The following is a 25,307-nucleotide window of genomic DNA, read 5'->3' as shown; positions in this document are numbered from 1 at the left end:
CAGAAACGTGATATTTTAAGCGGCTGCCTTGTCGTAGGCGGCCACGATGTTGGCCGCACGGGTCTTGATTTCGTCCAGGCTGTAGCCCGGCTTGAACAGATCCGAGCCGATGCCGAAACCCGCGATGCCGGCATCTAGCCATTCTTTCATGTTGTCGGGGCCGATGCCGCCGACTGCGTAACACTCGGTGCCTGCCGGAAGCACGGACTTGATCGCCTTGTAGCCTCCAAGCCCCAGAACAGATGAAGGAAAGAGCTTCAGACCATCGGCACCTGCATGCAGGGCTGCAAAGCTTTCGGTCGGGGTCATGACGCCTGGGTAGGACAGCATGCCGGCTGCCTTGGTGGCGCGGATGACCTCCGGATTGGCGTCCGGCGAGACTACCAGCTTGCCACCGGCGTCCTTGACCTTCTGCACGTTCTCCGCCGTCAGCACCGTGCCGGCGCCGATGATGGCGTTGTCGCCGTATTTCTGCGTGATCAGCTCGATGCTCTTGAAGGGCTCCGGCGAATTGAGCGGCACTTCGATCATGTGAAAGCCGGCGTCGATCAGAATGTCGGCGACATCAACGGCCTGTGCCGGGTCGAGCCCGCGCAGGATGGCGATCAGATTGCGGCCCATTCTCCGGCCTCCTTCAATGTGTGATAGGCGGCGGTGAGGCCGGCCAGGGTGGCGTCGCTGGTGTTCATCATGGTGGTCGTGACGCCGAAGGCGTCAAGGGCTGCCTGATAGCGCTGACCAAGCGGACCGGAGCCGACAAGCGCGATGGTGCGGGTGTCGGCGGCGAGCGCTTCAACCAGTTCCGCGCCGATCAGCAGGCCGGACAGATAGTCGAAGGCATCGCCAGAGCCGAAGTCGTGCAGAAGGCCTTTGGCGCGGATGGAAAACAGTTCGGCAGACAGATTACCGTTCATCTGCCTTGCCCGCTCCAACCCTTGCAGGAAGGTCGAACTGGCATCGTCTGTGGTGGCTGGAGCTGCAACCGAATGGCGCAACACGCTCTGGCCGGACAGGAGTGCGAAGAGCTCGCCGGTCATGAAGGTCCGGAATCCGGTGACCTGATTGTCTTTCAGATGGGCCCATTTGCTGTGGGTGCCGGGCAGGCAGAGTTGTCCTTCGAAGCCCTTGTTGGCAGAGAGAAATCCGGCAATCTGGGTCTCCTCGCCGCGCATGACGTCTGCCGGATCCATTTGGCACAGGCCGGGCAGGATGCGCAGGGCGAATGTCTTGTCGGCGGCAGGCGCACGAACCAGACCGTCGACGGACAGCGCCGGGCAAGGCGTGGCCGCATAGGCCGCCTCGATCCAGCCCTGACGGGCGCCGACCATGCCGCAGGCCAGAAGCGGCTTGGGGCTATCTGCCATCCACTCTGTCACCAGAGCCTTCAGGGCGGGCTCAAAGGCGTCGGGGGTCAACCCGCCCATGCCCTGGTCGGAGGATTTCTCTGCGATGGGATGGTCACGGCCATCCATTGCAAAAACGCGCAGCCGACTGGTTCCCCAATCGACTGCGATCCACTTTATTTCTGCGCTGTTATCACTGCTCATCATAGAAGGCTTCGGTGGTCACTCTCTTGCCCAGCATGAAGGCGTCGGCCACATGTACGAGCGGAGAAAGATCCACGTCGCTGGTGCGGCTCGCCAACAGGTCTGCAAAATGGGCGTAGATGCCGTCGTATTCCGACGCAAGGGCTTCATCGGATGAAACTTCCTTGCCATCGATCAAAACTGTCGCACCACCGTCTCGCAACAGGATTGTCCCGTCAGTGGTCTCCACCTCGATTTCCCAGGTCTGCTTGCCGGTCTGACGCCAGTCGAAATCCGCCTTCATGGCAAAGCCCTTGGGGCCCTGGAAGTCGATGTCGGCGGCGATCGGCGTGTCGCAGTTTTCCGGGAAGGTCAGCTCGGCTGCGGTGATGTGCAGATCGACCGGCATGATCTCGGTGAGGATCGACAAGGCGTTGATGCCCGGATCGAAAACGCCGACACCGCCGGCTTCCCAGATCCATTTCTGGCCAGGATGCCAATGCTTTACGTCTTCACGCCAGGTGATGCGTCCTGAAGTCGGTGTGCGCCCCGCCAGCCAGGCCTTGGCACCGGCAACGCCCATGGCATGGCGCGAATGCCAGGTGGCGTAGAGCACACAGCCGTTCTCGTCGGCGAGGCGGATCAGGTCGTGCACTTCCGCCAGTGTCGCTCCCGGCGGTTTTTCCAGAAGCACGTCCTTCTTGTGCTCCAGCGCCAATCGCGCGAGGTCGTAGCGTACCTGCGGCGGCACACAAAGCGCGATGGCCGTGATGTCGGCTTCGCTTTTCAGCAGCGTTTCCAGATCTTCGTAGGTCGGTACATCCAGACCGGACGCACTGCGGCTGGCGATTGCGGCCAGGTCAAAGCCATCATGCCGGGAGATGGACGGCAGATGCTGGTCCTTGGCGATCTTTCCAAGGCCGACGATGGCGATCTTTTGGGCGGTCATACGGGTCCCTGTCGGTTCGGTTTTTCCGGTCGCTTTAGTGCGCTTCACGGGCTACGGCGTTGCCGCGTGCGCCCTGAAGGAAGTCGAAGTCGGCGCCTTGATCGGCTCCAAGTACATGGTCGTAATAGAGGCTGGCATAGCCGCTGGCCGGACGTTGTACGGTCGGTGCCCAGTCGGCAAGACGCTGGTCCAGCTCTTCCTGGGGAATGTCGAGATGCAGACGGCGGTTGGCCACATCCACTTCGATGAAGTCACCGGACCTTACCACCGCCAGCGGACCGCCGACAGCTGCTTCCGGGGCCGTGTGCAGGATCACTGTGCCATAGGCGGTGCCGGACATGCGTGCATCCGAAATGCGGATCATGTCCTTGATACCTTTGCGTAAAACCTTCGGTGGCAAACCCATGTTTCCGACTTCAGCCATGCCAGGATAGCCGCGCGGACCGCAGTTCTTCATCACCATGATGCAGCTCTCGTCGATGTCGAGTGCCTCATCATTGATGCGCGCCTTGTAGTCGTCGATGTCTTCAAAGACGACGGCGCGGCCACGATGTTGCATCAGGTGCTCAGAGGCCGCAGACGGCTTCAGAACGGCGCCTTTGGGGGCGAGGTTGCCGGTCAGAACCGCGATGCCACCCGAAGAAGTCAGGGCCTTCTCCGCTGGAAGAATAACCTCTTCATTCCAGTTGCGGGCGGGCGCGACTTCTTCCGACATGGTCTTGCCGGAAACGGTCAGGGCATCGCCGTGGAGATGGCCGGCCTCCAGCAGGTTCTTCAGGACGACGGGCAAACCGCCGGCGTAGAAGAATTCTTCCATCAGGTATTTGCCCGAAGGCATCAGGTTGACGATCGTCGGAATGTCGCGACCGAGCTGGTCCCAATCGGCCAGGGTCAGATCGACACCGGCGCGGTTGGCCATGGCCAGCAGATGCACGACCGCATTGGTCGAGCCGCCGATGGCGGCGTTGGCGCGAATGGCATTTTCAAACGCCTTGCGGGTCAGAACATCAGACGGCTTGAGATCTTCCTTGACCATGTCGACGATGCGACGGCCGGTCAGATGCGCCATCACCCGGCGGCGGCTGTCGACGGCCGGGATTGCGGCATTTCCCGAAAGCGCCATGCCAAGGGCTTCGGCCATGCAAGCCATTGAAGACGCTGTGCCCATGGTGTTGCAGGATCCGGGAGACCGCGACATCGCCTGTTCGGCTTCCAGGAAGTCGTCGGTCTGCAGCTCGCCGGATTTCACCATTTCGGAGAACTGCCAGAGGGCGGTGCCCGAGCCGATGTCCTGGTTGCGCCATTTACCGTTGAGCATCGGGCCGCCGGTGACGACCACTGCCGGAATGTCGACGCTGGCCGCGCCCATCAGCAGGGCAGGGGTCGTCTTGTCACAGCCGACCATCAGAACGACGCCGTCGAGCGGATTGCCGCGCAGGGCCTCCTCGACGCCCATGGCGCAGAGGTTGCGGAACATCATCGCAGTCGGCCGCAGGGAGCTTTCGCCCGGCGAGAACACCGGAAACTCCAGCGGCAGACCACCTGCTTCGTAGATGCCATGCTTGACCCGTTCCGCCAGATCGCGGAGGTGGGCGTTGCAGGGTGTCAGCTCCGACCAGGTGTTGCAGATGCCGATCACCGGCCGGCCGTCGAACAGGTCGGCGGGCAGCCCCTGATTGCGCATCCAGGAGCGATGATAGATCTGGTCTTTTTCCGTCCCCTCAAACCATTCCTGGGAACGGAGGCGACGGGGCCATGTGCGGTTGCTGTCGGTCATAGGAGGCGATCCCGGTTGGCGGTTCTTGTTATTATTTGACCGCGGTCATTTTTGATTAGAGCTTTTTGACCACGGTCAGTTTTTCCGGTGTCTCGCCCGGCTTGAAGGTCAGCGGGTTCTTGAGCGGCAGACCAAATGGAGCCGCCGAAATCTCGAAGACGTCACCATCCTGCGGGCTGATCTTGTCGGCAAAGGAAAGCGTTGCCGTGCCGAACATGTGAACGTGCACATCGCCCGGCTTGCGGAAGACATCGTACTTGAAGTGGTGGTGCTCCAGGTTGTCCAGCGAGTAGGACATGTTGGCCTCACCGGAGACGAAAGGCTTCTCCCAGAAGGTCTTGCCGTTGCGGATGATCTTCGACGTCCCTTCGATGTTCTGCGGCAGTTCGCCGACCAGAATCTCCGGACCGAAAGAGGCCGGGCGCAGCTTGGAGTGCGCGAGGTAGAGGTAGTTGACCTTTTCCGTGACGTGGTCGGAAAATTCGTTGGCCAGGGCGAAACCGATGCGGAACGGGGTGCCGTCGTCGGAGATCACGTAGATCCCGGCGATTTCCGGCTCTTCGCCGCCGTCCTTGGCAAACTCGGGCGAGACCAGCGGCGCGCCACCTGGTACGGCACAATGACCGTTGCCCTTGTAGAACCACTCCGGCTGAACACCGGCCTTGCCGTCCACGGCCTTACCGCCTTCCAGGCCGAGCTGGAACATCTTCATGCTGTCGGTCACTTCGTCCTGTGCGTCGTTCTTTGGCTTGACGTGCATGGCGTTGCGGGTCGAGGCCGAGCCAAGGTGGGTCAGGCCGGTGCCGGTGAGGTGCAGGTGGGCCGGATCCGGCGGCATGATCGGCAGCAGCAGGCGGCCTTCGTCGGCCGCAGCAGGCAGATCCACCGCCTCGCCAAGGCCAAGCTCGCCGATGCGCTCGGAAATGCTCTTGCCGGAGCGGATACAGTCGAGGGCCAGGTCGTAGACCGTGCTGGTCCCTTTGACCACGTAGGCTTCCGTGCCGTCGCGAGTGACGACTGCGGTTTCGCCGTTGGGCAGGGTGATCTGGGAAATAAGCATTGGAGGTTTCCTCTTGCCTGCGCCGATCAGGCGGACTTGTTCTTGTTGTAGACGTCGAAGATCACGGCTGCGAGCAGCACCAGGCCCTTGATCATCTGTTGGTAATCGATGCCGATCCCCATGATCGACATGCCGTTGTTGAGAACGCCCATCAGGAAGGCGCCGACGACCGCGCCGATGATGGTGCCGACGCCACCGGACATGGAGGCCCCGCCGATGAAGACGGCAGCAATCACGTCAAGTTCCAGCGCAAAACCGGCTTTCGGCGTTGCGGTGTTGAGGCGGGCGGCGAAGACCAGACCGGCAGCAGCAGCCAGAACACCCATATTGGTGAAGGCCAGGAAGGTCAGGCGTTCCGTCTTGATGCCCGACAGCTTGGCGGCTTTCTGGTTGCCCCCCAACGCATAGACGCGGCGGCCGATGGTGGTTGTCTCGGTGATGAAGGCATAGATCACGGTGAGCACGCCCATGGTGATCAGCACATTCGGCATGCCACGGAACTGGGACAGCTTGAACAGGATGAAGATCAGGGCAGCGGCGATGATCAGGGTGCGACCCCAGAAGAAGCTCGCAGGCTCGTCTTCAATGCCATAGGCCTTGTTCTGGGAGCGCTGGCGCAGGGACAGCCAGACCACCAGACCAGCGGCCGCAAAGCCGGTGAACAGAGCGAGCGTGTTGACACGGCGCGCATCGAACATCTCTGCGAAGAAGACGCCGATGCCGGCCGGGAAGATGTCGGGAACATAGCCGGTGGCGAGGATCTGGAATTCCTTCGGGAACGGACCGACGGACTGTCCTTCAAGAAGCCACAGGGACAGACCGCGGAACACCAGCATGCCGGCGAGGGTTACGATGAAGCTCGGAATTCGCCAGTAGGCGACCCAATAGCCCTGGGCGGCACCGATGATGCCTCCGGCAACCAGGCAGACGAGAATCGTCAGGATGACCGACTGATCGTAATTGACGATCATCACCGCAGCCAACGCGCCGATGAAGCCCATCACCGAGCCGACCGAGAGGTCGATGTTGCCCGACACGATGACGATGAGCATGCCCAACGCCATGATGATGATGTAGGAGTTCTGCAGCAGCAGGTTGGTGACATTGACGGCGCGCAAAAGAGTGCCGTCGGTGACGATCTGGAAGAACGCCATCACCGCAATCAGGGCGAACAAGAGGCCATACTCGCGCAGATGGGACTTGAGATATTCCGCGATGCCCTTGGTCTTCGTGGCCGTCGACGTGGCCGCTTCGTTGTTAGCCAAATCCATGGTCTTCACTCTCATTCGTTGACGATGAGCGACATGATGCGCTCCTGGTTCGCTTCGGCGGCACTCAGCTCACCGACAAGCTCACCTTCATTCATGACGTAGATCCGGTCGCACATTCCCAGCAGTTCCGGCATCTCCGACGAGATCATCACCACGCCTTTGCCCTGAGTGGCGAGGTCGTTGATGATGGTGTAAATTTCGTACTTGGCGCCGACGTCGATGCCTCGGGTCGGTTCGTCGAGGATCAACACATCCGGCTGGGTGAACAGCCATTTTGCCAGAACCACCTTCTGCTGGTTGCCACCGGACAGGTTCATCGCCTTCTGGAAGACGCTGGGTGTACGGATTGCCAGTGCTTCGCGATAGCGCTCAGCGACCTTGGTTTCCTCGTTGTGGTTCAATATGCCGCCGGTGGAGACTTCATCCAGGTTGGACAAGGTGGTGTTGAAGCGGATGGTCTCATCGAGGATGAGGCCGAGCGACTTCCGATCTTCGGTGACATACGCCAGGCCAGCCGAGATCGCCCGATCAACCGTACTGACGTCGATCGGCTCGCCGCGCAGGGTGGCCGTGCCGGAAATGTTGCGGCCGTAGGACTTGCCGAAGATCGACATGGCCAACTCTGTACGCCCGGCGCCCATGACGCCGGCAATGCCGACGACTTCGCCAGCGCGCACGGTCATGGCGGCATTCTTGATCACCTGGCGCTCGGTATGCTCGGGATGCCAGACGTTCCAGTCCTTGACCTCAAACAGGGTGTTGCCCGGCGTGCGCTTGTGCTCGGGGAAGCGGTGGGTCATGTCGCGGCCAACCATGTGGCGGACAATCTCGTCTTCGCTCAGGGCATCGCCGGCTTCGAGGCTCGCCACGGTCATGCCGTCACGGATCACGGTGACCCGGTCGGCGACGTAGCGCACTTCGTTGAGCTTGTGGGAGATGATGATGCAGGTCACGCCCTGGGCCTTCAGCTCCAGCATCAGGTCGAGAAGCTTGCGGCTGTCGTTTTCCTGAAGTGCGGCTGTCGGCTCATCAAGGATAAGCAGCTTGACGTTCTTGGACAGTGCCTTGGCGATTTCCACCAGCTGCTGCTTGCCGACGCCGATACTGTCGACCTTGGTGGTCGGCGGTTCGATAAGGCCGACCTTGGCCAGGAGCTCTTCGGTGCTGCGGTTGGTCTTGCGCCAGTCGATCACGCCGCGCGATGCGCGCTCGTTGCCCAGGAAGATGTTTTCGGCAATCGAAAGCTGGGGCACCAGGGCCAGTTCCTGGTGAATGATGATGATGCCGCGATCTTCAGTGTCGCGAATGTTGCGGAAGTCGGCGGTTTTACCCTGGTAGACGATCTCGCCTTCATAGGTGCCGGTCGGATAGACGCCCGACAGCACTTTCATCAAGGTTGATTTGCCCGCACCGTTTTCGCCGCAAATGGCGTGAATCTCACCTTCCTGGACAGTCAGATTGACGTTGTCCAGAGCCTTCACACCGGGGAAGGTCTTGGTGATACGGCGCATTTCCAAAATCGGGTTCATGATCTTGTCTTTGCTTTTCGCAGTGCGTGGTCCGGACCAGGCAGAAAAGCCGGTCATACGGAGCGAGCAGGCCGTCAGGCGGATGGTGCCGTTTGCAAGGATGTGCCTGGCTGGGCCTATTGAAAAAGGGCGCAGGACTGCTTTGGACAGGACCTGCGCCCCAGTCAGTCTTGTGAGACTGATGGCTGGGGGAGGAGGACGAAGCCCCTGTCCCCCGGCCGGACTTCGGAGGAAGTCTTACTTGACCTGGTCCATGGTGTAGTAACCGCTGTCGATCAGGATTTCTTCCCAGTTCGACTGGTCTACAGAGACAGGCTCCAGCAGGTAGGACGGAACAATCTTGACACCGTTGTCGTATGTTTCGGTGTCATTGATTTCCGGCTCGCCACCTTCGAGAACGGCATCAACCATTCCGACGGTTACACGGGCCAGTTCACGGGTGTCCTTGAAGACAGTGGAGTACTGCTCGCCAGCCAGGATCGACTTGACGGAAGGCACTTCTGCGTCCTGTCCGGAGACGATCGGCATTTTCTGGTCGCCAGAGCCGTAGCCGACACCCTTCAGGGATGACAGGATGCCGATGGACAGTCCGTCATAGGGAGAGAGAACGCCGTGGACCTGCTTGTCGGTGTAGTTGGCAGACAGCAGGTTATCCATGCGTGCCTGTGCAACCGCACCGTCCCAACGCAGGGTTCCGACCTTGTCCATGCCGGTCTGGCCGGACACGACAGCAACCGTGCCTTCGTCGATCAGGGGCTGCAGGACGGACATGGCGCCGTTGTAGAAGAAGTAGGCGTTGTTGTCGTCCGGGGAACCGCCGAAGAGTTCAACGTTCCACGGGGATGCATCCGGGAACCGCTCTTTCAGGCCATCAACCAGGGATGAAGCCTGCTGAACGCCAACCTTGAAGTTGTCGAACGTGGCGTAATAGTCGACGTCGCCGCTGTCGCGGATCAGACGGTCATAAGCGATGATCTTGACGCCGGCAGCTGCAGCGTTTTCCAGCGCGTTGGACAGCGTTGTGCCGTCGATGGCAGCAATCACCAGAACGTCCACGCCCTTGGTGATCATGTTCTCGATCTGGGCCAGCTGGTTCGGAATGTCGTCTTCAGCATACTGCAGATCGGTTTCGTAACCGGCTTCTTCGAACTGCTTGACCATGGAGTTGCCGTCGGAGATCCAACGAGCAGAAGACTTGGTCGGCATGGAAATGCCTACGAGGCCATCGGCGAGTGCCGGAGCACCAGCGAAAGACACAGAAAGAGCTAGAGCGGCAGCGGCCGCTTTCAGAAACTTCATGATTTCCTCCCATCAGGTGGAGCTCCTGCCCGGAGGGGCAGGTCTCTCGTATCCGTTCGGCTGTCTCTTGATCCTCCCGAGATACCGATCCGGTGTTCAGGATGCGGGGACAGCTTCAGGACTGGCGGCACGCTAGAAAAAATTTGCATACCAAACAAATTTTAATTCATGATCTAAATATATCATTATTGATATGTCTTATCGAAAGTTCTGCGAAGGAAAGCTGGAAATGACGGGTGATGGGCGAAGTTTTGCCAGTCGTGGCTGGGTCGGTGGCACCGAACACGGTGACCGTTACGTCAAGAAAGGCCTGCGTCTGGGACACCTGCGCCTGCTGCAGGCGCTGAAGCTGACCGGTGCCCTCAGTCGTGCGGCGGAGGTGCTGGCGACGTCGCAGCCAGCGGCCTCGCGATTGCTGGCCGAGGCAGAGCAGATCACCGGGGTCAAACTGGCGGAACGGGCAGGGCGCGGCATGACGCTGACCCTTTATGGTCACAGCCTGGCGGAGCGTGCCACACTGATCCTGCAAGAGCTGGACGAGGCCGAGCGCGAGATTGCCAATCTGAAGACCGGTCTGTCAGGCAGTGTCAGCATTGGTGCGGTGACAGGGGCTGCGATGGAGTATGTGCTACCGGCCATTCGCCAGACCCGTGTGACCCATCCGGGTGTGCAGGTCCACGTGGAGGTGAACACCAGTGATCAGCTGACGCTGGCGCTGGACGCGGGGCGGATCGACTTCTTCATCGGCCGACTGCCGGATACGGCAAGCCCACGGCACTATGATGCGAAGTACCTTGATGAAGAACCGATCACCCTGGTGGCGCGGGCGCAACATCCGTTGACCCGCCAGTCGGATGTGACGATGGAGGATTGCGTGGCCTATGACTGGGTGATGCAGCCGGAGGGCTCGATGCTGCGTCTGGCAGTTGAAAGCTATCTGCGCCATGCCGGGATTGCCTATCCGGCCAAGGTGCTGAGCACCAGTTCGGTGTTGCTGATGATGATTGCCGTGACGCAAAGCAATGCGATTACGGCGGTGGCGCGGCCTGTGGCGGAGTTCTTCGCTGCCAACCCGAATTTGGCGGGCGCTGCCAAGATGGGGCCGGGGGGCGCGCTGGTGCCGCTGAAAGTGGATCAGGAAATTTCGATTGCGCCCTATTCGATCATCAAGCTGGCCAATCGCCGCTTGCCGCCCGTAGCGCAGAATTTTCTGGGTATGGTGCGCGCCATCTCCAAAAGCTGGTCGGATCCCTCGCAGATTTGATGCCTTGCGGCTTGGGTCCTGTGAGCGCACGCAAAAACCCCGCCCGGAGCCCGGACGGGGTTTCTGTTTCTGCGGGACGGGGCTGAATTCGTCCCGCATCATTTTCGTCGGTTTTACTGAGCCTTTACGCCAGTGGCCGAACCGGAATAGGTGTCTTCGTCATATTCCGGAGCGTTATCCAGCGCTTCTTCCGTGATGGAGGTTTTGACATAGAGGTCATCGCCGTCCTTTTCGCGGTAGATGCGGACTTCAGAGAAGTCGATTGCAACTTCCTTTTCGCCGAGACCCAGGAAACCACCTGCATCAACGATTGCGGCTTCGATCTGACCGTCGGCGTTCAGAAGGACATCGCCAACTTCACCGACAGAATTATAAGCCACGTCATAGACGGAGGCGCCGATCAGTTCATCAGCTTCCAGGGTGCCGGATTCAACGGCGACCTTGTCTTCCATCCAGTTGGCTTCAGCAGAAGCCTGGTCGTTGGCCGGGTTCAGCTCGTCAGTCGCTTCCGGAGCCATGGCTTCTTCGCGGACTTCGTCAGCCTGGACGTCGCCATCGACGACCGGCGCGGCAGCCATTTCATCAGTTTTCTGCTCGACGTTGTCGCCGGTCTGCTCAATCGACGCCGCAGCGGAGTCATAAGCTTCTTCCGTTGACTTGGTCGCGTCGTCATAGGCCTTGCTTGCGCTGGTCGTGACGTTGTCGATGCCGTCGTTGATGGCTGCGAGGCTCATCCACTCGGGAACATAGTCCGGACGCTCGTATTCGGCAGCGCCTTCCAGTTCAGCCTTGGTCACGTCAGAGACGATACGGAACTCGCTGTCACCGGTTTCCTGCATGGCAAGACGGTCGAAGTCGAGGGCAACGTCTTTTTCACCGACACCAAGGAAGCCACCGGCGCCGAGGATCACGGCCTGAATGGTGCCGTCCTGGCCAATGACGATGTCATTGATGTCGCCAAGGCTATCGGCATCTTCGGCTTCGGAAGCATAGACATACTTACCGATCAGGTTGGATGCGAGGTAGCCCTGGGTGGCGTCTTCTGCCAGCGTGTGGACCTCAAACATATAGAGGGACGGATCTTTCTCCTGGGCAGAACCTGTTGCCTGTGCGGCCGGTGCCTGAGTGGTCTCGTCCATCGTCTTTGTGGTTGCTGCATTGTCCGCGGCAAAGGCCGGAACGGTAAGAGCGGTAACCAGTGCGGTTGTGGTTAGGATCTTGCGAAGCATAACAATTCCTCCTTTTTAAATGGGTGACACTGTTTCTCGGTGTCTGATGGGGAAATGTATTCGCAAGATTTTAGTTCCTGATTTTTTCTAAAAATAATTAAAAACACGTACAGACAAAGAAAAAAGCCGCGTCGTTGGACGCGGCTTTTTTGGTGTTCCGGATTTTATGTTTAGGCAAGTCTTGGGTTCGAACCTTTCGGTCCAGCGAACAGCCATACGATAAAGCCGACAACCGGGAAGATCAGAATTCCGAGAACCCAGAGAAGTTTCGCGCCGGTTGAGGCGGAGCTGCCGAGGGTCTTGATGATCGCGTAAATGTCGGCGATCAAGACGAGCAATCCAATCAGGCCATATTCCATGTCGCATTCTCCTCATGTTTTGTGGTGAGGAAACGGCAAGGTGGCGAACTGGTTCCATATTTTTTCAAGCAGACGGATAAACGGCACCTGTTCGCCTACATCATATGGTCTTTATAAAATATCGATATTCGAAATTTATAGTTGGTCTTGGCGCGGAACCAAAATAACGCAGGCCCGTTGTCTTCACACAATCTGGATAAATGGAGACTTCATCATGCTTTCCTGGGCTTTGACATTTCTGGTGGTTGCTTTGATCGCGGCTGCACTGGGGTTCGGCGGTATTGCCGGTACTGCGGTTGGTATCGCCAAGATCATCTTCTTTGTCGCCATCGCACTGTTCATCATTTCCGCTCTCGCCCATGCGATCCGCGGACGAGCCTGACGGCTCAAACGTCAGATGAACCAAAAAAGGCCGTCCTTTCCAGGGCGGCCTTTTTTCTGTCTGACGTCTTGATGGTTACTTGGACTTTTTGGTTTTTGCGGATTTTGCCTTGCCTGCCTTTTCCTGAGCGGGCTTCTCGCTGTCCGGCTTGGTCTTGGACTTGTCTTCCGTGTCGAGGACATAGTCCTTGAAATTGCTGCGGGCCGCGCGTACCGCTCGCGCCAGGGTCTGTCGATCGGCGACGCTTCTGGTCAGGCGGTTGCTGTCTTGCGTGATGCGGAACAGATGATTTCGCAACATGGGTCGATGCGCTTCCTTGGACACCAGTCCCATCCGGCCGATGGCATTGATCAGCCGGAGCGTCACCAGGGTATTGCCACAAGCGTTCTGGCGCAGCGGGTTGAGGGCGGCGGTGAGAATATCCGACAGACGCAGCACTTCCAGCCAGACCCGGGGCTTGTCGTCTTTGTCGGTAATCAGCGGCGACGGAGCGCCTCGGCGTAGAATGCGCGACAGAGAGGCGGAGAGGTGGTCAATGGCGCTTATGGCAGTGTAGCTGTCGTTGACGCCGGGCGACAGGGCGCGAAGGGCGATCTCGACGCTCAGATGGACGGAGAACTGCAGATCGCCTTCCGGGGCGCGGGCATAATCCGTGATGATGCTTTCATCCAGCTCTTTCTCGAATGTCTCCGGGGTTTTTAGCGCACCATAGACCTTGGCAATCGGTTGCTGGTCGATGACGAAATGGCCGGGTTTGACCAGTACCTCGACGAAGACATCCTCGCGTTCAGCCATCTTGGCGATGTTGTCGGCGGTGATTGCAGTGATGTAGCCACTGCGGTGGGTCCTCATCGGGGTTCCAGTGCCGCTCGGGATGGCTTTCTCGTCGTCGTCGCTCTCGCGCGGATCATCGGCCAGGTGGGTGTCTATGGCCTTGCGCAATGATTTCTGAATACGGCCGATTTCATTGTCGACCATGATCCGGCCGGCGACGTCATTCACGAAGTAAATCAGCCAGAACATGCTGGTGGTTGCCATGAAGATGGCAATTGCAACGCTGACGCGCGGCGCACTTTCGCCGTCGATCTGGTAGAGCGTGATCAGGGAGTAGAGGAACGTCGCGCCCAACAAGCCGATGGTGATCTGGTTGACCCGGTTGTTGGCAAAGGTCTCCAGCAGGCGAGGGCCGATGTTGCCGGCAGCCAGAGTGAAAACCACCAGGGTCAGGGAATAGACGAGGCTGATCACCGACATCATTGCCCCGGCGATGGTGGACAGGACCGAGCGGGCGCCATCTGCGTCTATGTCAAGGAATGCCAGGAGGGGAACGTCGGCCACCATTTGCGCCGGGCCGTCGACGACATTGGTCACAATGCCGAGGCAGCCGCCAGCGATGGCCAATGCCAGGGGAATAAACAGGAAACCGCGCGTCAGGCGTGAAAGCCGGGCGGAAAAGCTATTGTGAAGATACCCCATGGCCGGCCTGAACCCAGTAAGTCAGACAGCCCTGACGCCGGGAGGCGCCAAGGCTGCGATGTCAGAAAGAAGTTGTACGGGCCGATCAGACGCCAAGGGCGCGCTGAAGCAATTCCCGGGAGGCTTCGATGGAGGCGCTGTCCCGTTTGAAATCGGGAGACCCGCTCATCAGTTCATCAAGGCGGGAGCGGGCGCGGGAGACACGGCTTTTGACAGTGCCGACACGCGTTTCCAGCATTTCTGCCGCCTCTTCATAGGAAAAGCCGCTGGCTCCGATCAGAATGAGCGCTTCGCGCTGATCTTCCGGCAGGCACTGCAGAGCACTGAGGAAGTCATTCATTTCGAGATGACCGTTCTGCTGCGGCAGGGCGGTCAGGGTCGCGGCATGGTCGCCATCGCTGTCTGGGACTTCCCGTTTGCGCTTTCGGCCTTCGGTATAATACTGATTTCGCAGGATGGTGATCATCCAGGCTTTCAGATTGGTTCCAGGGGTGTAGCGCTCACGGTTGGCGATGGCCTTGGCGAGTGTTTCCTGTACCAGATCGTCAGCCCTGTCCCGATTACCGGACAAGGAGCGTGCAAAGGCACGCAAAGACGGAATGGCGGCGACGATACCTTCCTTGAAGGATTCTTCACTCAATTGGAGGACTCCTTGTCAGGTTCGTCGTCGGAATCCGTCTGGTCGTCTGAAGAATCCTGAGAGGCGCTGATGTTATCCAGCTGGCTGAGCAGATCCATCATGTCATTGGGGATGTCGTCTTCAAGTGCTTCATCGTAGATGCGCCGAAACTGATTGCCGATCCAATCTTCCTTCGACTTTCCTACCTGGCTCGGAACCGCGACTCCTTCAGCGAAATGTGGCGTTCCGGCTTTTACTTTTTGAACCATTATTGCTCCTTAAACCCACTTCTTTCTTGGAGTTCTTTTCGGGCTATCGTGAGAGGGAAACGAGGGAGGTAAAAAAAAGTTCCGAAGTTGCTGGAACTTTTTTTCGTGTGATCGGTTTTCCCACCAGCGCGCTAGAAAAGTGCAAGTACGATCCACCAAGAGATCGCACTGGACGGAAAAGGAAATTTAAATATGTCTGGCAGTCTTTCTCAGGAAATTGCTCCCCACCTTCCTTACCTACGTCGTTACGCCCGGGCGCTTGCCGGCACTCAGACGAGTGGTGATGCTTATGTTCGTGCCTGTCTGCAAACGCTTGTTGCTGATCCAAGTTGCTTTGAAATGAGCAGTGGCGCCAAGATCGGTCTTTATCGCCTGTTCCATGTGTTGTGGAATGCGACCGCGGTTCCGGCGCCTGATCAGGGTGGCGGCGTGTCGATTTTCGAACAGACCGCTCAGCAGCGTCTCGCATCGATGACGCCGGAAAGCCGGCAGACACTTCTTCTGACGACGCTTGAAGGCTTTCGTCCGAATGAAGCCGCACTGATCGTCGGGAAGTCCGAAGAAGAAGTTCGCGAACTGATCACCTCAGCCATCGCAGACATCGACGAGCAGACCCGTACGCAGGTTCTCATCATTGAAGATGAACCTCTGATCTCGATGGATCTTGCCGATATCGTCGATGGTCTTGGCCACCGGGTCACGGCGGTTGCCCGTACCGCAAGCGAAGCCATTCAGGCCGCTAAGAAGGAAAAGCCAGGTCTTGTTCTGGCGGATATCCAGTTGGCTGACGGCTCCTCGGGGATTGATGCTGTCAAAAGCATTCTCGCCGATTTTGAAGTTCCAGTTATCTTCATCACCTCTTTCCCTGAGCGGCTTCTGACAGGCGAGCGTCCCGAGCCGACGTTCCTCATCACCAAGCCGTTTGACCCGAATACGGTCAAGGCCGCGATTTCGCAGGCCTTGTTCTTCAACTCGACATCGTCCATCGCGGCTTAAACGCCAGGTGCGGCACTGCCCTGATAGCGGCAGTGCCGCTGCCAGCGTATTGGGGAAAACAAATGAGCGTTAGACCAGCCGAAGGTTCTTCGGCCTGGACGAAGGGGCTTGTGTCAAAGCTGTCCCCTTCCTCTCAGGTAGCGTTGTTCGGAATTCTCCTCATCATGAGCGTTGGCGCTGCGCAATATGCACAGGCATTACTGGTGCCCGTGGTCAGCGCGTTTCTCTTCAGCCTCCTGTTGGGGCGCTCACAGGAACGGCTGGAGCGACTGGGATTGAACCCGACGCTCTCGGCGACGGTTGTCTTCGTGGTCTTTCTGGTGGCGGTCGCTGCGGCAGTTCGATTGAGCTTCCTTCCCTTTGAAGAATGGTCTTCACGGCTTCCGGAAATCTGGGCTGCCTTGAAGTCCAAGCTGTTTGAGCTTCGTGCCTTGTTGCTGAAGCTTGAGGATGTGAAGGATGCGGTGCAGCAAACGACCGGACTGGATACGTCCTCTGGTGGGGGCGGGGTCAACGCTCCCAATTTTCTGACGGAACTGGCCACTGGCGTTCCAGCGACCGCCGGTCAGCTGGTCATCTTCGGCGGGGTTCTGTTCTTTCTTCTGGCCTCGCGCTCGAAGCTTTTGACGCGACTGCGTGAGTCCGATCCGGTGCGACGCCCCTGGACACACCGGCTCTATCAGTTTCTGAAAGAAGCGGAGGCGGCAGTCTCGACCTATCTCGCGATGGTGTCGGTGATCAACATCTGTCTGGGACTGGTGGTGGGGCTTGCCCTGTTTGTGATGGGCTTCCCGAATGCCTGGTTCTGGGGATTTGTCGCCGGACTGATGAACTTCGTGCCTTACATCGGGCCGTTGCTCGTCACGCTTCTGCTTCTGGGAGCGGGGCTGCTTCAGGACGGGTCGCTGTTCACCATGGTGTCACCGGCGCTGGTGTTCTTTGTCATCAACATGCTGGAAGCCAACTTCGTGACGCCTGCCGTGTTGGGGCGCAGTCTGTTGATCGAGCCACTGTTTGTGGTTTTGTCCCTGGCCTTCTGGCTGTGGCTGTGGGGCCCGACCGGTGCGTTGCTGGCGGTGCCGCTGATGCTGTTGATGCAGTCCGCCATCTTCTGTGCCCAGGCGGCGATGGCGCCAATTCCCAGTCAGCTCTCGGAAGAGGGCGTTGACGCAGTTTGAGTGGGAGGATTGTTTGTCAGCGACGACGCCAGACAGGGCATGGAGCCCAGAAACGATTGCGGGCGCTCATGACAAGCGCCCGTCAACCCGTGTGTTATTCAGAGATCGCTCAGGAAACAGACTGATTGATCTTGCTCATCCAGTCGTCGATCTCGCGCTGGGCTTCCTCTTCGGTCTTGCCGTAGCGTTCCTGAATAAGGCCGGAAAGTTCGCGCTGGCGACCCTTGATGTTATCAAGCTCATCACCGGTCAAAAGACCCCATTGAGCCTGCGCCTTACCAACCACCTGATTCCAGTTACCTTCGATTTGATTCCAGTTCATTGGTTTTCTCCTTGCCAGAGTTACGTAGGCAGGAGGGAAACGGCTTCAGGGCTTTGTAGTTCCTTAAGGCTTATGCGGTTTACCATATTCCCTGGAGACGAGATTGAAGGTCGGGGGAGCGCTTCTCATGGCGTGTGATTTTCCGGGTTTTGACCTTCCGTACTTCGAGTTTCGCACCCTGCGAGGCGTTCGAGCGCTGTCAGGGCTGACAAATGGACTTCTCGATGTCTAATCTCATGGACTATCTTTTTGGCGCAGCCACGTTCGTCCCTCACGGCTATTGTCTGTCGTGGCGTCCGGACCTGGTGGCGTTGCATGCCGTATCAGATGCGCTTATTGCCGTCGCCTACATCACCATTCCGATGGCGGTGATTGTTTTCCTGCGACAGCGTAAGGACCTTGATGTCGAGGCGAAGAAACTGGCGAGCCTGTTTGCTGCCTTCATCGTTGCATGTGCGATTACCCATCTGACGGCGCTGTTCGTTCTGTGGGTTCCGGCTTATGGGGCGCAAGGGTTGATCAAGGCCGCCACGGCGCTGATTTCCGTCGTGACGGCGATCGCGATCTGGCCGCTGATCCCGAAGCTTCTGGCGTTGCCGTCGCCGAACCAGTTGGCGGAGGTCAACAGGCAGCTGCAGGATGCCAACAAGCAGTTGGAAGTCTCGGTCAGGGAACGGACCGAGGAGCTCAAGCGGATCAATGCGCTGTTCGAAATGGCGCTGAATGGCTCCAATATTACCGTTTATACCCAGACGCCGGAGCTGGAATACACATGGGTGCATAATCCGCGCCTGGGCCTGAGCGAAGCAGAGGTGGTTGGAAAACGCGACGTCGACATTATGCCGCCGGAAGTTGCCGAACAGACCATGGCGCTGAAGCGCAAGGTTTTGGCCACCGGACAACCCGGCTCAGTCTATCTATCGACGGAAACCGAGGTTGAAGGGCGGATCTATGTCGAGCTGAACGTCCATCCGACATTCAATGCCGATGGTGCCATGGACGGCTTGCTTGGAACTGTCGTCGACATGACGGAGAAAAACCTGTTCGAGGTGCGGCTCGCGTCGATGGCCTCGCAGTTGTCGGAAGCCAACCAACGGTTTGAAACAGCTTTGGACGGATCACTGATCACTGTCTTCGAGCAGGATGCCGACCTGGCCTATATCCATGTGGTCAATCCACCTGCCGGGACAAGTACCGACACCTATATCGGCAAGACCGACTACGACCTTCTGTCGCCAGAAGAACAGCTGATCGTTGTCGCTGCCAAGAAACGGGTGCTTGATACCGGGAAGGAAGAGGCCTTCGAGGCTGATCTCAATTCGGGTGGAGAAGCGCGCTTCTACAACATCCGCCTCGAACCGAAGATTTCTTCAGCGGGCGACGTGACCGGTCTGATCGGCACGACGGTCGACTTGACCCACAAGCGCCGCAACGAGCAGCAAATGCGCCTGGTGATGCGTGAACTGACCCACAGGTCAAAGAACCTGTTGGCGGTCATACAGGCGATGGCGCGTCAGACGGCGGCTCGATCCAATGGAAAAGAGGACTTCGTCGAGCGCTTTGCCTTGCGGTTGCGGGCGATTGCAGCGTCCCACGATCTTCTGGTTTCGCATTCCTGGTATGGCGCCAGCGTGCGGGATCTGTTGAAAGTGCATCTGGCCCAGACGCTGGAGCCCGACAGTGATCAGGTGGAGCTGGAAGGCGAGGACATCCAGATTTCGGCCGATGCTGCGCAGAACCTCGGGCTGGGCTTCCATGAGCTGACGACCAATGCTGCCAAATACGGCGCCTTGTCGACTTCGGAAGGCCGTTTGAAGGTGAGCTGGGAGGTCAAGGACGACCTGGTTCAGCTGACCTGGAAGGAAAGCGGCGGTCCGAAGGTCGAGGAGCCGAAGTCAACCGGTTTCGGTAGCGTGCTCCTGCAGAATTCGGTCGGGCCGTCTTTGGGGGGAGATGTGAAGCTGGAGTTCGAACCGAGCGGCGTGCGCTGCGTTATCGAATTTCCCGACAGCTGCATCGTGTCGTTTTAAAACCTGGGCAGGAATGCCGAAGCCATTCTAGCAAGTTTTGTTTTTTCAATCAGGCGCCGTGAGGGCGCCTGGCATGTCTTGGTCGCAGACGTCAGTTGCTGCGGGAGGCGTCCTTGCGGTTCAACCGAGCAAGGGTCTTGTCGATCTCGTGAAGCAGTTCTTCGTCCTGCCGAGGCCGTGAGGTCGCACATTGCGTCGGCCCTTGCAAGGTCCGGCGCCATCCCATCAGAGCCATTTTCTTTTCCGAGAGCCCAAGGGTGCTGTCGAGCAGCACCGAGCTGGGTGTCAGAAATCCTGCATAAGTCTTTGACTGGGGCATCATGGTATCTGCGATTCTTCTTTACTCAATGACTGGAATGAAGCCCACCGTCCTCATCTCGGACCGCAGGCGACGGCATGAGCGCCGCCTGCGGTATAAAGGCGGTTACTCGGCGATCAACGCGCGCAACATCCAGGAAGCCTGTTCGTGGAAGGCGATGCGAGCTGTCAGCATGTCTTCCGTCACCAGGTCGTCCTGATCGCCTGCATAGCTGGCAATGTCGCGGAACTGAGCGGCGATCGCCTCGTGATCCTTGACCAGGTTTTCGATCATGCCGGCTGCATTCGGCATCTTGCCCTTGGGCAGAACTTCCCCCAGTTCAACGCCGAAATCGGCGGCTTCGACAGGGGCCTGAAATCCGAGGGCGCGGATGCGTTCGGCGATCTCGTCGGCGGCAGCAAACAGGTTTTCGTAATGCTCTTCCGTGAGGTCGTGGATCGACTTGAACAGCGGGCCAACGACATTCCAGTGATAAAGGTGAGACTTGACCACGAGAATGTAGGTGCGTGCCAGAGCGACAGACAGATGCTTGGCGATCTGTTCGCGGGCTTCCGCCTCAATTCCGGTCTTCAGCGGCTCTGCATTCTTCGGGGTGACGTTCAGTACATTTGACTTGGTCATGGTGTTTCCTTTCTCAAGAGTTTAATGGCCCGGCTTCTGAGGCCGGGGGGACCGACCTGCGTGCAGGCCTTTGCATCCGAATGGGTCAGTTGGGGGCGGCGCGTCGTTCAACGGCAGCGCGTTCCGCGATGTCTTCGCCGGGGTTGAAAAGACCCAGCAGCCCGAAGGCGGCAACGGCGAGAGCAATTCCGCCCACGAGCACCGCCAGAACCGGCAAGCCCCGACGCCCCTGACGGGCGGATTGGGCCGATTTCTGGACTTCGGGCTGATCATTATCCTGAAAAGTCATCACGGCTCTCCTGGTGCTTGGAAGTAAAAGTTAAATTCAATTAACATCAACTTCGACTGTTTGACGGTCTATCAAAGCAACCCGTCAATCCCGGTTTGGTTCCGTCTTGGCCATGCACGTAAATGTGCGGCTTTGTGGCGTATTGCCTTTGTAAACTCCTGTCGGAACCAATGGCCTCTTGTTGCGTTCCAAAGTCAGGAGGTTCTCGCCTTCTGTCATGCCTGAATCATTTCAGTGTTTTTGCGGGGGAAACTCATGAGCCGTCTTGTCGTCGTGTCCAATCGCATGCCGCTGGGGTCCAATCCTTCCGGTGGTCTGGTTGTTGCCCTGCAAGACGCAATGGAAAAAGGCGGGGGCCTCTGGATCGGTGTTCAGCCGGATGCGGACGTTCTGGAGGGCGCGGAGCCGGCCGGCGAAAACGCGGTCTCGGTTCCGGGGGCAAATTTTGACAGGGTGGCAGCCGTCGTCCCTGCGTCGGCCTATGACGACTATTATCTCGGCTATGCGAATTCGGTTCTCTGGCCGCTTTGTCATGGCCGGATGGAGTTGATCGAACAACGGCCGCATTATCGGGCGGCCTATGAAGCGATAAACAGCCGCCTGGCGAAGGTCGTGGCGCGGTTTCTGCGTCCTGACGACATCCTGTGGGTGCATGATTATCATCACCTGCCTCTGGCGGCTGCCTTGCGTGCCGAAGGCGTTCAAAACGCCATCGGTTTCTTCCTTCACATTCCCTTTCCCACTGCGGCCAACATCCACGCCGTGACCGGTGTGGAGGACGTGATGAGCTGGATATCGCAGTATGATCTCGTCGGCCTTCAGACCCAGCGCGATGTTTCTTCGGCAATGGATGTGTTTCGGCAATTCCCCGACAGCCAGTTTCTGATGGATGGATCTCTGCGCTTTCGCAACCGGACGTTTGAAATCAAGAGTTTCCCCATCGGAATCGACGCAGCTGCGTTCCGCGATATCGCGGCGCGATCGCGGGCGCGGCTGGCGCCGCGGGCCCGGCGCTGGATCATTGGCGCAGAACGGCTGGATTACTCCAAGGGATTGCCGCATCGCCTGCGGGCTTTCGGCAAGTTGCTGGAAACGGAGATTGACCTGCAAGGGGCTGTGAGTTTCCTGCAAATTGCCTCGCCAACGCGGGAGGATGTTCAGGCCTACCGGGAAATTCGCGAGGAGTTGGAGCAATTGTCCGGCGCCGTGAACGGACGGTTTTCCGACATCAACTATACGCCGATCCAGTATCTGAACCGTGGGGTGCCGCGAGACCGTTTGGCCGGGTTGTTCCGCCAGGCGGACGTTGGGTTGGTGACGCCCCTGGCTGATGGCATGAACCTCGTGGCGAAAGAATACGTCGCAGCACAGGATGCCGAAGACCCCGGTGTACTGGTGCTTTCCGGATTTGCCGGAGCGCATGAACAACTGGGGCAGCATGCGCTGATCGCAAACCCGTATGACATTGAGCAGATGGCGCGAACCATTGCCGCAGCGCTTCTAATGCCGCTGGAGGAACGCATCGAGCGCCATCAGGCCATGCTTAGGATCGTCATGGAACAGGATGTGGCCTGGTGGTCCGAGAGCTTCCTGAATGCTCTGGAAGCCAAGCGACTGGGGAGCGAGTTTCTCTCCATCTTGAAAAGACTTCCCGATCATGATCGCGTGTCCGACTGAACTTGCAGAAAAGCGCTGATCATTGCAGCAGCTGGTTGCTGCCCGCCCAGGCGCTTGGAATTTGTCCTGGGGCGGGCCTCTTCATTGGCGCAGCCATAGGTCGCTAGGTGGGGGGAGCAGACAGACTGCAGTGTCCTAATGACAGAACGTCTGCGCATAGGAAAAACCCCACCGGACGAGGCCCGGTGGGGTTTTTTACGTTTGGTTTTGGTGACCGCGTATCAGTCGCGGAGCACTTCAGCTCCGGTGCTGCGGGTGGCGGAGACCGGATCGCTGGCGGGGAAGGTGTCTTCAAGGCCTTCTTCCAGACGTTCCTCATCGGTCATGCCATCGTTGTCACCGCGCAGGTTGCGCACGGTGCTTTCCGCTTTCGCACGGCCCTGCTTCAGGACTTCCTCACCGGATTTGGCAGCCTTGTGCAGCAACCCGTCGCGGCGTTCGCCGAAGACGCGGTCCTCGCGCGATGTACGCGGCAGCAGCGCTCCAAGGGCAAAGCCTGCAACAAGGCCCATGGCGCCGACAGCGAACGGATGCTCCCGGGCGAACTCACCGGCGCGCCGTGTCGTCGTCTCGTAGGTTTCGCGGGCGCGTGCACTGCCAGCATGGTAGCTCTCTTCGACAGAGGCGCGTGCGTGGTCGAAGGACTCCGATGCCTGGTCAGCTGCGTGGGAGGCGCGGGCCTTCACATCATCAGCCTTTTTCGACAGTTTGTCGGATGCCTGCTGCGCCTTTGCCTTGATGTTGGCTGTGGTGCTTGGCTCCTTGGCATTTTCCAGCTCATGCGCCGGTGTGCCGGCAACGGGGGGAGCGTTGTGCGCCCGCGCACGCGGTGCTGCTGCCTTGTTGGTTTTCACTGTGCTTGTGGTGGTGGACTTAGTCATTGGACAATTCCTCCTGGTTGAATTCGGAGTTGGGAGTGGATGCGGAGAGAAAGCGAGCGGCGAGAAAGCCGATTGCAGCTGCTCCGAGGGCAAAAGCCGCCGGGTTGGCGCTGGCGACTTCGCGCACGCGCACCACTGCAGCTTCCGGCTCGATTGTCTGCAGGCGGCGAGCAGACTGTTCGATCACGTCGGCGACGGGCATGGTCACCGCATTGAAAGCCGCATTGTCGGAGTTGGCCCCATCGCGCAGAGAGCTTGCGGCTCGACTGAGGCCGCCGGCTGCAACTTCTCTTTTGTCGCGCAAGTATGCGAAGGCCTCATCCTTGATAAGCTCATTCAGGGCTTTTGCTTCAGATTTGGCTGTCGACTTAAGATGCTCCAAATCCTCTTCCGGGCTTTGGTGTTGACTTCCGTTGTATTCGGTCATGGCGTCACCTCATTGGTTCGATCTGTAAACGCCCAATACAAGATGCCGTTCCCGACTGAATCGCTTTTGACAAAAATAAACCCTCCCGAGAGACTCGGGAGGGTGTGCACAGTGATTATTGGCGTCGTTTTATTTCGGCTTTATTTGTATCCGGCGTTCGGGGTCGCCTTGACTGTCAGGGGATCGCTTGCGGCAACAGGGCTTGAAATGGAGCCTGACAAGGGAGTGGGATCATAAACCGGGGCTGCCGCAGTTTTTGCAGGCACAGGCTGCAGCGCAGGGCTTTGCGCGGCAGGCGGTGCCTCCAGCGGGGCCTTGCGGTTGCCAGGACCAGGGTCTTTGCGGCTGTCGCCGTTTTTCTGGATGTCGGCAAAGGTTATGGCGCCCTGATAGGCGACATACCCCAAGGCCAGAGCCGCTAGGCCGCACGCAACCGGGTTCTGTTTCCAGGTGGCCTTGGCGGCAGAAATCGCGGTGCGCATCTCTTGTGACTGAAGGCCCTGTCGGGCCAGTTCTGCAGGCTGCAGCTTGGTGGTCAACTCATCGACCAGACCGGCAATACGATCCCGGTTGCGGTCGAGGTCCTGTTCCAAGGTGTCGAGGTCGCGGTTGCTCATTGCAGGCTCTCCTTGATCAGGCGTGTGTCTTCGGCTGTCTGATGCGTGGTGCGGCGCAGCGGATTGGACAGGGACTTGAGACAGCGCGCGCCAATGAACCCACACAGGCCGGCGAGCACCAGAGCGGTGGCGGCGATGATGGCAGCAGCACCTACGGGCGGCAGGCCGGCAGCGACCAGGCCGAAGTGGGCGCAGGCAAGCAGGGCAAGCAGGCCGCCAAACACCAGGATGAAGGCAAGCGCAAAGAAGAGGGCGGCGGTCTGCAGGTTGAGGACCTGCACCTTCAGCTCCTGCTTGGCGAGTTGAACCTCACCGCGCAGCAGCTGGGAGACTTCTTGCAGGAGCCGACTAAACAGCGTGCCAATGGAACGGTCGCTGAAACTGGTGTCGCTCTGTTGGGTGGTCATGGATGCCTCGGGTTGTCTTCGGTATGCCTCTGCGGCTCGTGCAGGGCTGATGTGTATGAAGACAACGATCTGATGCGCGACCGGTTCCCTGATGACAGGACACCAGCTCGAGTTCAGGTCCGGTGGCAAGGGAATGACGCGCTTCTGTCGACGGAGAGAAAACGCGCCAGGTGAGGGCATGGAGTGTGGGGAGCGGCCCGGAGGCTTTGATATAAGCCGGCCATGAGGCGCGGGCAGGGGGGGGCAGGGCTCTCGCCAAACCTTGCCGCAAATTAAGGTTCTGTGGGGAAGTTTGATTGAACGCAGGGGATGTTTGGGGTTTTGGGGGTTTGTCCGGATTTGGTTTGCCGGCTTTTCCCCAGGGCGGGCAAAGCGGGCTGAATTTTTTTGGTCGATTTGGGTTTTTTGGCGTTGACCCCTGTGCCTGGTCTCCGTATAAGCCTGTTCATCGACGGCGGCCACGTCGCTGGCGAGAGTGCCTTGCGCACTAAATTCCGGGAAATTGGCGATTTTGGCCTGAGAGCGATTTCGGGA

27 protein-coding genes are annotated in these 25,307 nt (G+C 58.8%); 6 read left to right on the top strand and 21 right to left on the bottom strand.

Annotation, left to right across the window (positions count from 1 at the left end):
• Positions 1-15 precede the first annotated feature (15 nt).
• From J0X15_RS19205 to chvE, 8 genes are all read right to left on the bottom strand, one after another.
• Positions 16-621 carry a 2-dehydro-3-deoxy-6-phosphogalactonate aldolase gene (locus tag J0X15_RS19205; RefSeq protein ID WP_206944434.1) on the bottom strand — a complete coding sequence of 202 codons (606 nt, stop codon included), beginning with the start codon at positions 619-621 and terminating at the stop codon, positions 16-18.
• Positions 606-1,550, bottom strand: coding sequence for a 2-dehydro-3-deoxygalactonokinase (locus J0X15_RS19200; RefSeq protein ID WP_209015475.1), 945 nt, complete (start codon positions 1,548-1,550; stop codon positions 606-608). The genes J0X15_RS19205 and J0X15_RS19200 overlap by 16 nt, the downstream gene beginning before the upstream one ends.
• Positions 1,537-2,475: a Gfo/Idh/MocA family protein gene (locus tag J0X15_RS19195; RefSeq protein WP_206944432.1), complete on the bottom strand. Its 939-nt coding sequence runs from the start codon at positions 2,473-2,475 to the stop codon at positions 1,537-1,539. The genes J0X15_RS19200 and J0X15_RS19195 overlap by 14 nt, the downstream gene beginning before the upstream one ends.
• 34 nt (positions 2,476-2,509) lie before the next feature.
• Positions 2,510-4,252: an L-arabinonate dehydratase gene (araD, locus tag J0X15_RS19190; protein WP_206944430.1), complete on the bottom strand. Its 1,743-nt coding sequence runs from the start codon at positions 4,250-4,252 to the stop codon at positions 2,510-2,512.
• 55 nt (positions 4,253-4,307) lie between these two features.
• Positions 4,308-5,312, bottom strand: a complete 1,005-nt coding sequence (gene araD1, locus J0X15_RS19185) for an AraD1 family protein (protein ID WP_206944428.1) — start codon at positions 5,310-5,312, stop codon at positions 4,308-4,310.
• A 26-nt stretch (positions 5,313-5,338) separates the two neighbouring features.
• The gene (gene mmsB / locus J0X15_RS19180) at positions 5,339-6,583 is read right to left on the bottom strand and encodes a multiple monosaccharide ABC transporter permease (protein WP_206944426.1); all 1,245 of its coding nucleotides are present in this window, start codon (positions 6,581-6,583) and stop codon (positions 5,339-5,341) included.
• Positions 6,584-6,594: 11 nt separating this feature from the next.
• On the bottom strand, positions 6,595-8,115 hold the full coding sequence (gene mmsA, locus J0X15_RS19175; RefSeq protein ID WP_206944490.1) for a multiple monosaccharide ABC transporter ATP-binding protein: 1,521 nt from the start codon (positions 8,113-8,115) through the stop codon (positions 6,595-6,597).
• A gap of 234 nt (positions 8,116-8,349) precedes the next feature.
• Positions 8,350-9,411, bottom strand: coding sequence for a multiple monosaccharide ABC transporter substrate-binding protein (chvE, locus tag J0X15_RS19170; protein ID WP_206944424.1), 1,062 nt, complete (start codon positions 9,409-9,411; stop codon positions 8,350-8,352).
• A gap of 229 nt (positions 9,412-9,640) precedes the next feature.
• On the opposite strand from chvE, the gene J0X15_RS19165 reads away from it, so the two are divergent.
• Positions 9,641-10,675: a LysR substrate-binding domain-containing protein gene (locus tag J0X15_RS19165; RefSeq protein WP_206944422.1), complete on the top strand. Its 1,035-nt coding sequence runs from the start codon at positions 9,641-9,643 to the stop codon at positions 10,673-10,675.
• A gap of 113 nt (positions 10,676-10,788) precedes the next feature.
• Here the strand turns inward: J0X15_RS19165 and J0X15_RS19160 are convergent, their stop codons facing one another.
• Together J0X15_RS19160 and J0X15_RS19155 are read right to left on the bottom strand one after the other, a co-directional pair.
• Positions 10,789-11,904 (bottom strand): PRC-barrel domain-containing protein, encoded by a 1,116-nt coding sequence (locus J0X15_RS19160; protein WP_206944420.1) that lies wholly within the window; start codon positions 11,902-11,904, stop codon positions 10,789-10,791.
• 170 nt (positions 11,905-12,074) lie between these two features.
• A complete protein-coding gene (locus J0X15_RS19155; RefSeq protein ID WP_206944418.1) occupies positions 12,075-12,263 on the bottom strand; it encodes a PLD nuclease N-terminal domain-containing protein in 189 nt (62 codons plus the stop codon).
• 214 nt (positions 12,264-12,477) lie between these two features.
• On the opposite strand from J0X15_RS19155, the gene J0X15_RS19150 reads away from it, so the two are divergent.
• Positions 12,478-12,645: a DUF1328 domain-containing protein gene (locus J0X15_RS19150; protein ID WP_206944416.1), complete on the top strand. Its 168-nt coding sequence runs from the start codon at positions 12,478-12,480 to the stop codon at positions 12,643-12,645.
• A gap of 75 nt (positions 12,646-12,720) precedes the next feature.
• On the opposite strand, the gene J0X15_RS19145 is transcribed toward J0X15_RS19150, so the two are convergent.
• From J0X15_RS19145 to J0X15_RS19135, 3 genes are all read right to left on the bottom strand, one after another.
• A complete protein-coding gene (locus J0X15_RS19145) occupies positions 12,721-14,121 on the bottom strand; it encodes a DUF2254 domain-containing protein (RefSeq protein WP_206944414.1) in 1,401 nt (466 codons plus the stop codon).
• 85 nt (positions 14,122-14,206) lie between these two features.
• Entirely contained in the window at positions 14,207-14,761 is a 555-nt protein-coding gene (locus J0X15_RS19140; protein WP_206944412.1) for a sigma-70 family RNA polymerase sigma factor, read from the bottom strand.
• Positions 14,758-15,009: a NepR family anti-sigma factor gene (locus J0X15_RS19135; protein WP_206944410.1), complete on the bottom strand. Its 252-nt coding sequence runs from the start codon at positions 15,007-15,009 to the stop codon at positions 14,758-14,760. Before J0X15_RS19135 ends, J0X15_RS19140 begins: the two co-directional genes overlap by 4 nt.
• Before the next feature lie 192 nt (positions 15,010-15,201).
• Between J0X15_RS19135 and J0X15_RS19130 the strand changes: the two genes are divergently transcribed.
• A complete protein-coding gene (locus J0X15_RS19130) occupies positions 15,202-16,005 on the top strand; it encodes a response regulator (RefSeq protein ID WP_206944408.1) in 804 nt (267 codons plus the stop codon).
• Positions 16,006-16,067: 62 nt separating this feature from the next.
• On the top strand, positions 16,068-17,183 hold the full coding sequence (locus J0X15_RS19125; RefSeq protein ID WP_206944406.1) for an AI-2E family transporter: 1,116 nt from the start codon (positions 16,068-16,070) through the stop codon (positions 17,181-17,183).
• 109 nt (positions 17,184-17,292) lie between these two features.
• Here J0X15_RS19125 and J0X15_RS19120 read toward each other — a convergent pair whose 3' ends face one another.
• Positions 17,293-17,505, bottom strand: coding sequence for a CsbD family protein (locus tag J0X15_RS19120; protein WP_206944404.1), 213 nt, complete (start codon positions 17,503-17,505; stop codon positions 17,293-17,295).
• A 224-nt stretch (positions 17,506-17,729) separates the two neighbouring features.
• On the opposite strand from J0X15_RS19120, the gene J0X15_RS19115 reads away from it, so the two are divergent.
• The gene (locus tag J0X15_RS19115; protein ID WP_206944402.1) at positions 17,730-19,535 is read left to right on the top strand and encodes a sensor histidine kinase; all 1,806 of its coding nucleotides are present in this window, start codon (positions 17,730-17,732) and stop codon (positions 19,533-19,535) included.
• Positions 19,536-19,626: 91 nt separating this feature from the next.
• On the opposite strand, the gene J0X15_RS19110 is transcribed toward J0X15_RS19115, so the two are convergent.
• From J0X15_RS19110 to J0X15_RS19100, 3 genes are all read right to left on the bottom strand, one after another.
• Positions 19,627-19,857: a hypothetical protein gene (locus J0X15_RS19110; protein WP_206944393.1), complete on the bottom strand. Its 231-nt coding sequence runs from the start codon at positions 19,855-19,857 to the stop codon at positions 19,627-19,629.
• Positions 19,858-19,959: 102 nt separating this feature from the next.
• Entirely contained in the window at positions 19,960-20,475 is a 516-nt protein-coding gene (locus J0X15_RS19105) for a Dps family protein (protein WP_206944391.1), read from the bottom strand.
• An 85-nt stretch (positions 20,476-20,560) separates the two neighbouring features.
• Positions 20,561-20,764, bottom strand: a complete 204-nt coding sequence (locus J0X15_RS19100; protein ID WP_206944389.1) for a hypothetical protein — start codon at positions 20,762-20,764, stop codon at positions 20,561-20,563.
• A gap of 255 nt (positions 20,765-21,019) precedes the next feature.
• On the opposite strand from J0X15_RS19100, the gene J0X15_RS19095 reads away from it, so the two are divergent.
• Complete coding sequence (locus J0X15_RS19095) at positions 21,020-22,441, top strand: alpha,alpha-trehalose-phosphate synthase (UDP-forming) (protein WP_206944387.1); 1,422 nt, start codon at positions 21,020-21,022, stop codon at positions 22,439-22,441.
• Positions 22,442-22,662: 221 nt separating this feature from the next.
• Here J0X15_RS19095 and J0X15_RS19090 read toward each other — a convergent pair whose 3' ends face one another.
• The 4 genes from J0X15_RS19090 to J0X15_RS19075 all read right to left on the bottom strand — a co-directional run bounded on the left by J0X15_RS19090 (position 22,663) and on the right by J0X15_RS19075 (position 24,773).
• The gene (locus J0X15_RS19090; protein ID WP_206944378.1) at positions 22,663-23,322 is read right to left on the bottom strand and encodes a DUF883 family protein; all 660 of its coding nucleotides are present in this window, start codon (positions 23,320-23,322) and stop codon (positions 22,663-22,665) included.
• Positions 23,315-23,749 (bottom strand): hypothetical protein, encoded by a 435-nt coding sequence (locus tag J0X15_RS19085; protein ID WP_206944375.1) that lies wholly within the window; start codon positions 23,747-23,749, stop codon positions 23,315-23,317. Before J0X15_RS19085 ends, J0X15_RS19090 begins: the two co-directional genes overlap by 8 nt.
• Before the next feature lie 140 nt (positions 23,750-23,889).
• A complete protein-coding gene (locus J0X15_RS19080; protein ID WP_206944373.1) occupies positions 23,890-24,366 on the bottom strand; it encodes a DUF3618 domain-containing protein in 477 nt (158 codons plus the stop codon).
• On the bottom strand, positions 24,363-24,773 hold the full coding sequence (locus J0X15_RS19075) for a phage holin family protein (RefSeq protein ID WP_206944371.1): 411 nt from the start codon (positions 24,771-24,773) through the stop codon (positions 24,363-24,365). The genes J0X15_RS19080 and J0X15_RS19075 overlap by 4 nt, the downstream gene beginning before the upstream one ends.
• Positions 24,774-25,307 lie beyond the last annotated feature (534 nt).

This window comes from Roseibium limicola (assembly GCF_017313085.1).
Classification (GTDB): Bacteria; Pseudomonadota; Alphaproteobacteria; order Rhizobiales; family Stappiaceae; genus Roseibium; species Roseibium limicola.
This window is presented reverse-complemented; position numbering and strand designations above follow the sequence as displayed.

What these genes read in the sequence shown, in the direction of transcription:
- J0X15_RS19090 (WP_206944378.1), bottom strand. Translation starts at nt 23,322, where the DNA reads ATGACTAAGTCCACCACCACAAGCACAGTGAAAACCAACAAGGCAGCA.
- J0X15_RS19200 (WP_209015475.1), bottom strand. Translation starts at nt 1,550, where the DNA reads ATGATGAGCAGTGATAACAGCGCAGAAATAAAGTGGATCGCAGTCGAT.
- J0X15_RS19120 (WP_206944404.1), bottom strand. Translation starts at nt 17,505, where the DNA reads ATGAACTGGAATCAAATCGAAGGTAACTGGAATCAGGTGGTTGGTAAG.
- J0X15_RS19105 (WP_206944391.1), bottom strand. Translation starts at nt 20,475, where the DNA reads ATGACCAAGTCAAATGTACTGAACGTCACCCCGAAGAATGCAGAGCCG.
- chvE (WP_206944424.1), bottom strand. Translation starts at nt 9,411, where the DNA reads ATGAAGTTTCTGAAAGCGGCCGCTGCCGCTCTAGCTCTTTCTGTGTCT.
- J0X15_RS19110 (WP_206944393.1), bottom strand. Translation starts at nt 19,857, where the DNA reads ATGATGCCCCAGTCAAAGACTTATGCAGGATTTCTGACACCCAGCTCG.
- J0X15_RS19165 (WP_206944422.1), top strand. Translation starts at nt 9,641, where the DNA reads ATGACGGGTGATGGGCGAAGTTTTGCCAGTCGTGGCTGGGTCGGTGGC.
- J0X15_RS19195 (WP_206944432.1), bottom strand. Translation starts at nt 2,475, where the DNA reads ATGACCGCCCAAAAGATCGCCATCGTCGGCCTTGGAAAGATCGCCAAG.
- mmsB (WP_206944426.1), bottom strand. Translation starts at nt 6,583, where the DNA reads ATGGATTTGGCTAACAACGAAGCGGCCACGTCGACGGCCACGAAGACC.
- J0X15_RS19205 (WP_206944434.1), bottom strand. Translation starts at nt 621, where the DNA reads ATGGGCCGCAATCTGATCGCCATCCTGCGCGGGCTCGACCCGGCACAG.
- J0X15_RS19145 (WP_206944414.1), bottom strand. Translation starts at nt 14,121, where the DNA reads ATGGGGTATCTTCACAATAGCTTTTCCGCCCGGCTTTCACGCCTGACG.
- J0X15_RS19150 (WP_206944416.1), top strand. Translation starts at nt 12,478, where the DNA reads ATGCTTTCCTGGGCTTTGACATTTCTGGTGGTTGCTTTGATCGCGGCT.
- J0X15_RS19095 (WP_206944387.1), top strand. Translation starts at nt 21,020, where the DNA reads ATGAGCCGTCTTGTCGTCGTGTCCAATCGCATGCCGCTGGGGTCCAAT.
- J0X15_RS19075 (WP_206944371.1), bottom strand. Translation starts at nt 24,773, where the DNA reads ATGACCACCCAACAGAGCGACACCAGTTTCAGCGACCGTTCCATTGGC.
- J0X15_RS19115 (WP_206944402.1), top strand. Translation starts at nt 17,730, where the DNA reads ATGTCTAATCTCATGGACTATCTTTTTGGCGCAGCCACGTTCGTCCCT.
- araD1 (WP_206944428.1), bottom strand. Translation starts at nt 5,312, where the DNA reads ATGCTTATTTCCCAGATCACCCTGCCCAACGGCGAAACCGCAGTCGTC.
- J0X15_RS19135 (WP_206944410.1), bottom strand. Translation starts at nt 15,009, where the DNA reads ATGGTTCAAAAAGTAAAAGCCGGAACGCCACATTTCGCTGAAGGAGTC.
- J0X15_RS19125 (WP_206944406.1), top strand. Translation starts at nt 16,068, where the DNA reads ATGAGCGTTAGACCAGCCGAAGGTTCTTCGGCCTGGACGAAGGGGCTT.
- J0X15_RS19130 (WP_206944408.1), top strand. Translation starts at nt 15,202, where the DNA reads ATGTCTGGCAGTCTTTCTCAGGAAATTGCTCCCCACCTTCCTTACCTA.
- J0X15_RS19085 (WP_206944375.1), bottom strand. Translation starts at nt 23,749, where the DNA reads ATGACCGAATACAACGGAAGTCAACACCAAAGCCCGGAAGAGGATTTG.
- J0X15_RS19100 (WP_206944389.1), bottom strand. Translation starts at nt 20,764, where the DNA reads ATGACTTTTCAGGATAATGATCAGCCCGAAGTCCAGAAATCGGCCCAA.
- J0X15_RS19080 (WP_206944373.1), bottom strand. Translation starts at nt 24,366, where the DNA reads ATGAGCAACCGCGACCTCGACACCTTGGAACAGGACCTCGACCGCAAC.
- araD (WP_206944430.1), bottom strand. Translation starts at nt 4,252, where the DNA reads ATGACCGACAGCAACCGCACATGGCCCCGTCGCCTCCGTTCCCAGGAA.
- J0X15_RS19160 (WP_206944420.1), bottom strand. Translation starts at nt 11,904, where the DNA reads ATGCTTCGCAAGATCCTAACCACAACCGCACTGGTTACCGCTCTTACC.
- J0X15_RS19155 (WP_206944418.1), bottom strand. Translation starts at nt 12,263, where the DNA reads ATGGAATATGGCCTGATTGGATTGCTCGTCTTGATCGCCGACATTTAC.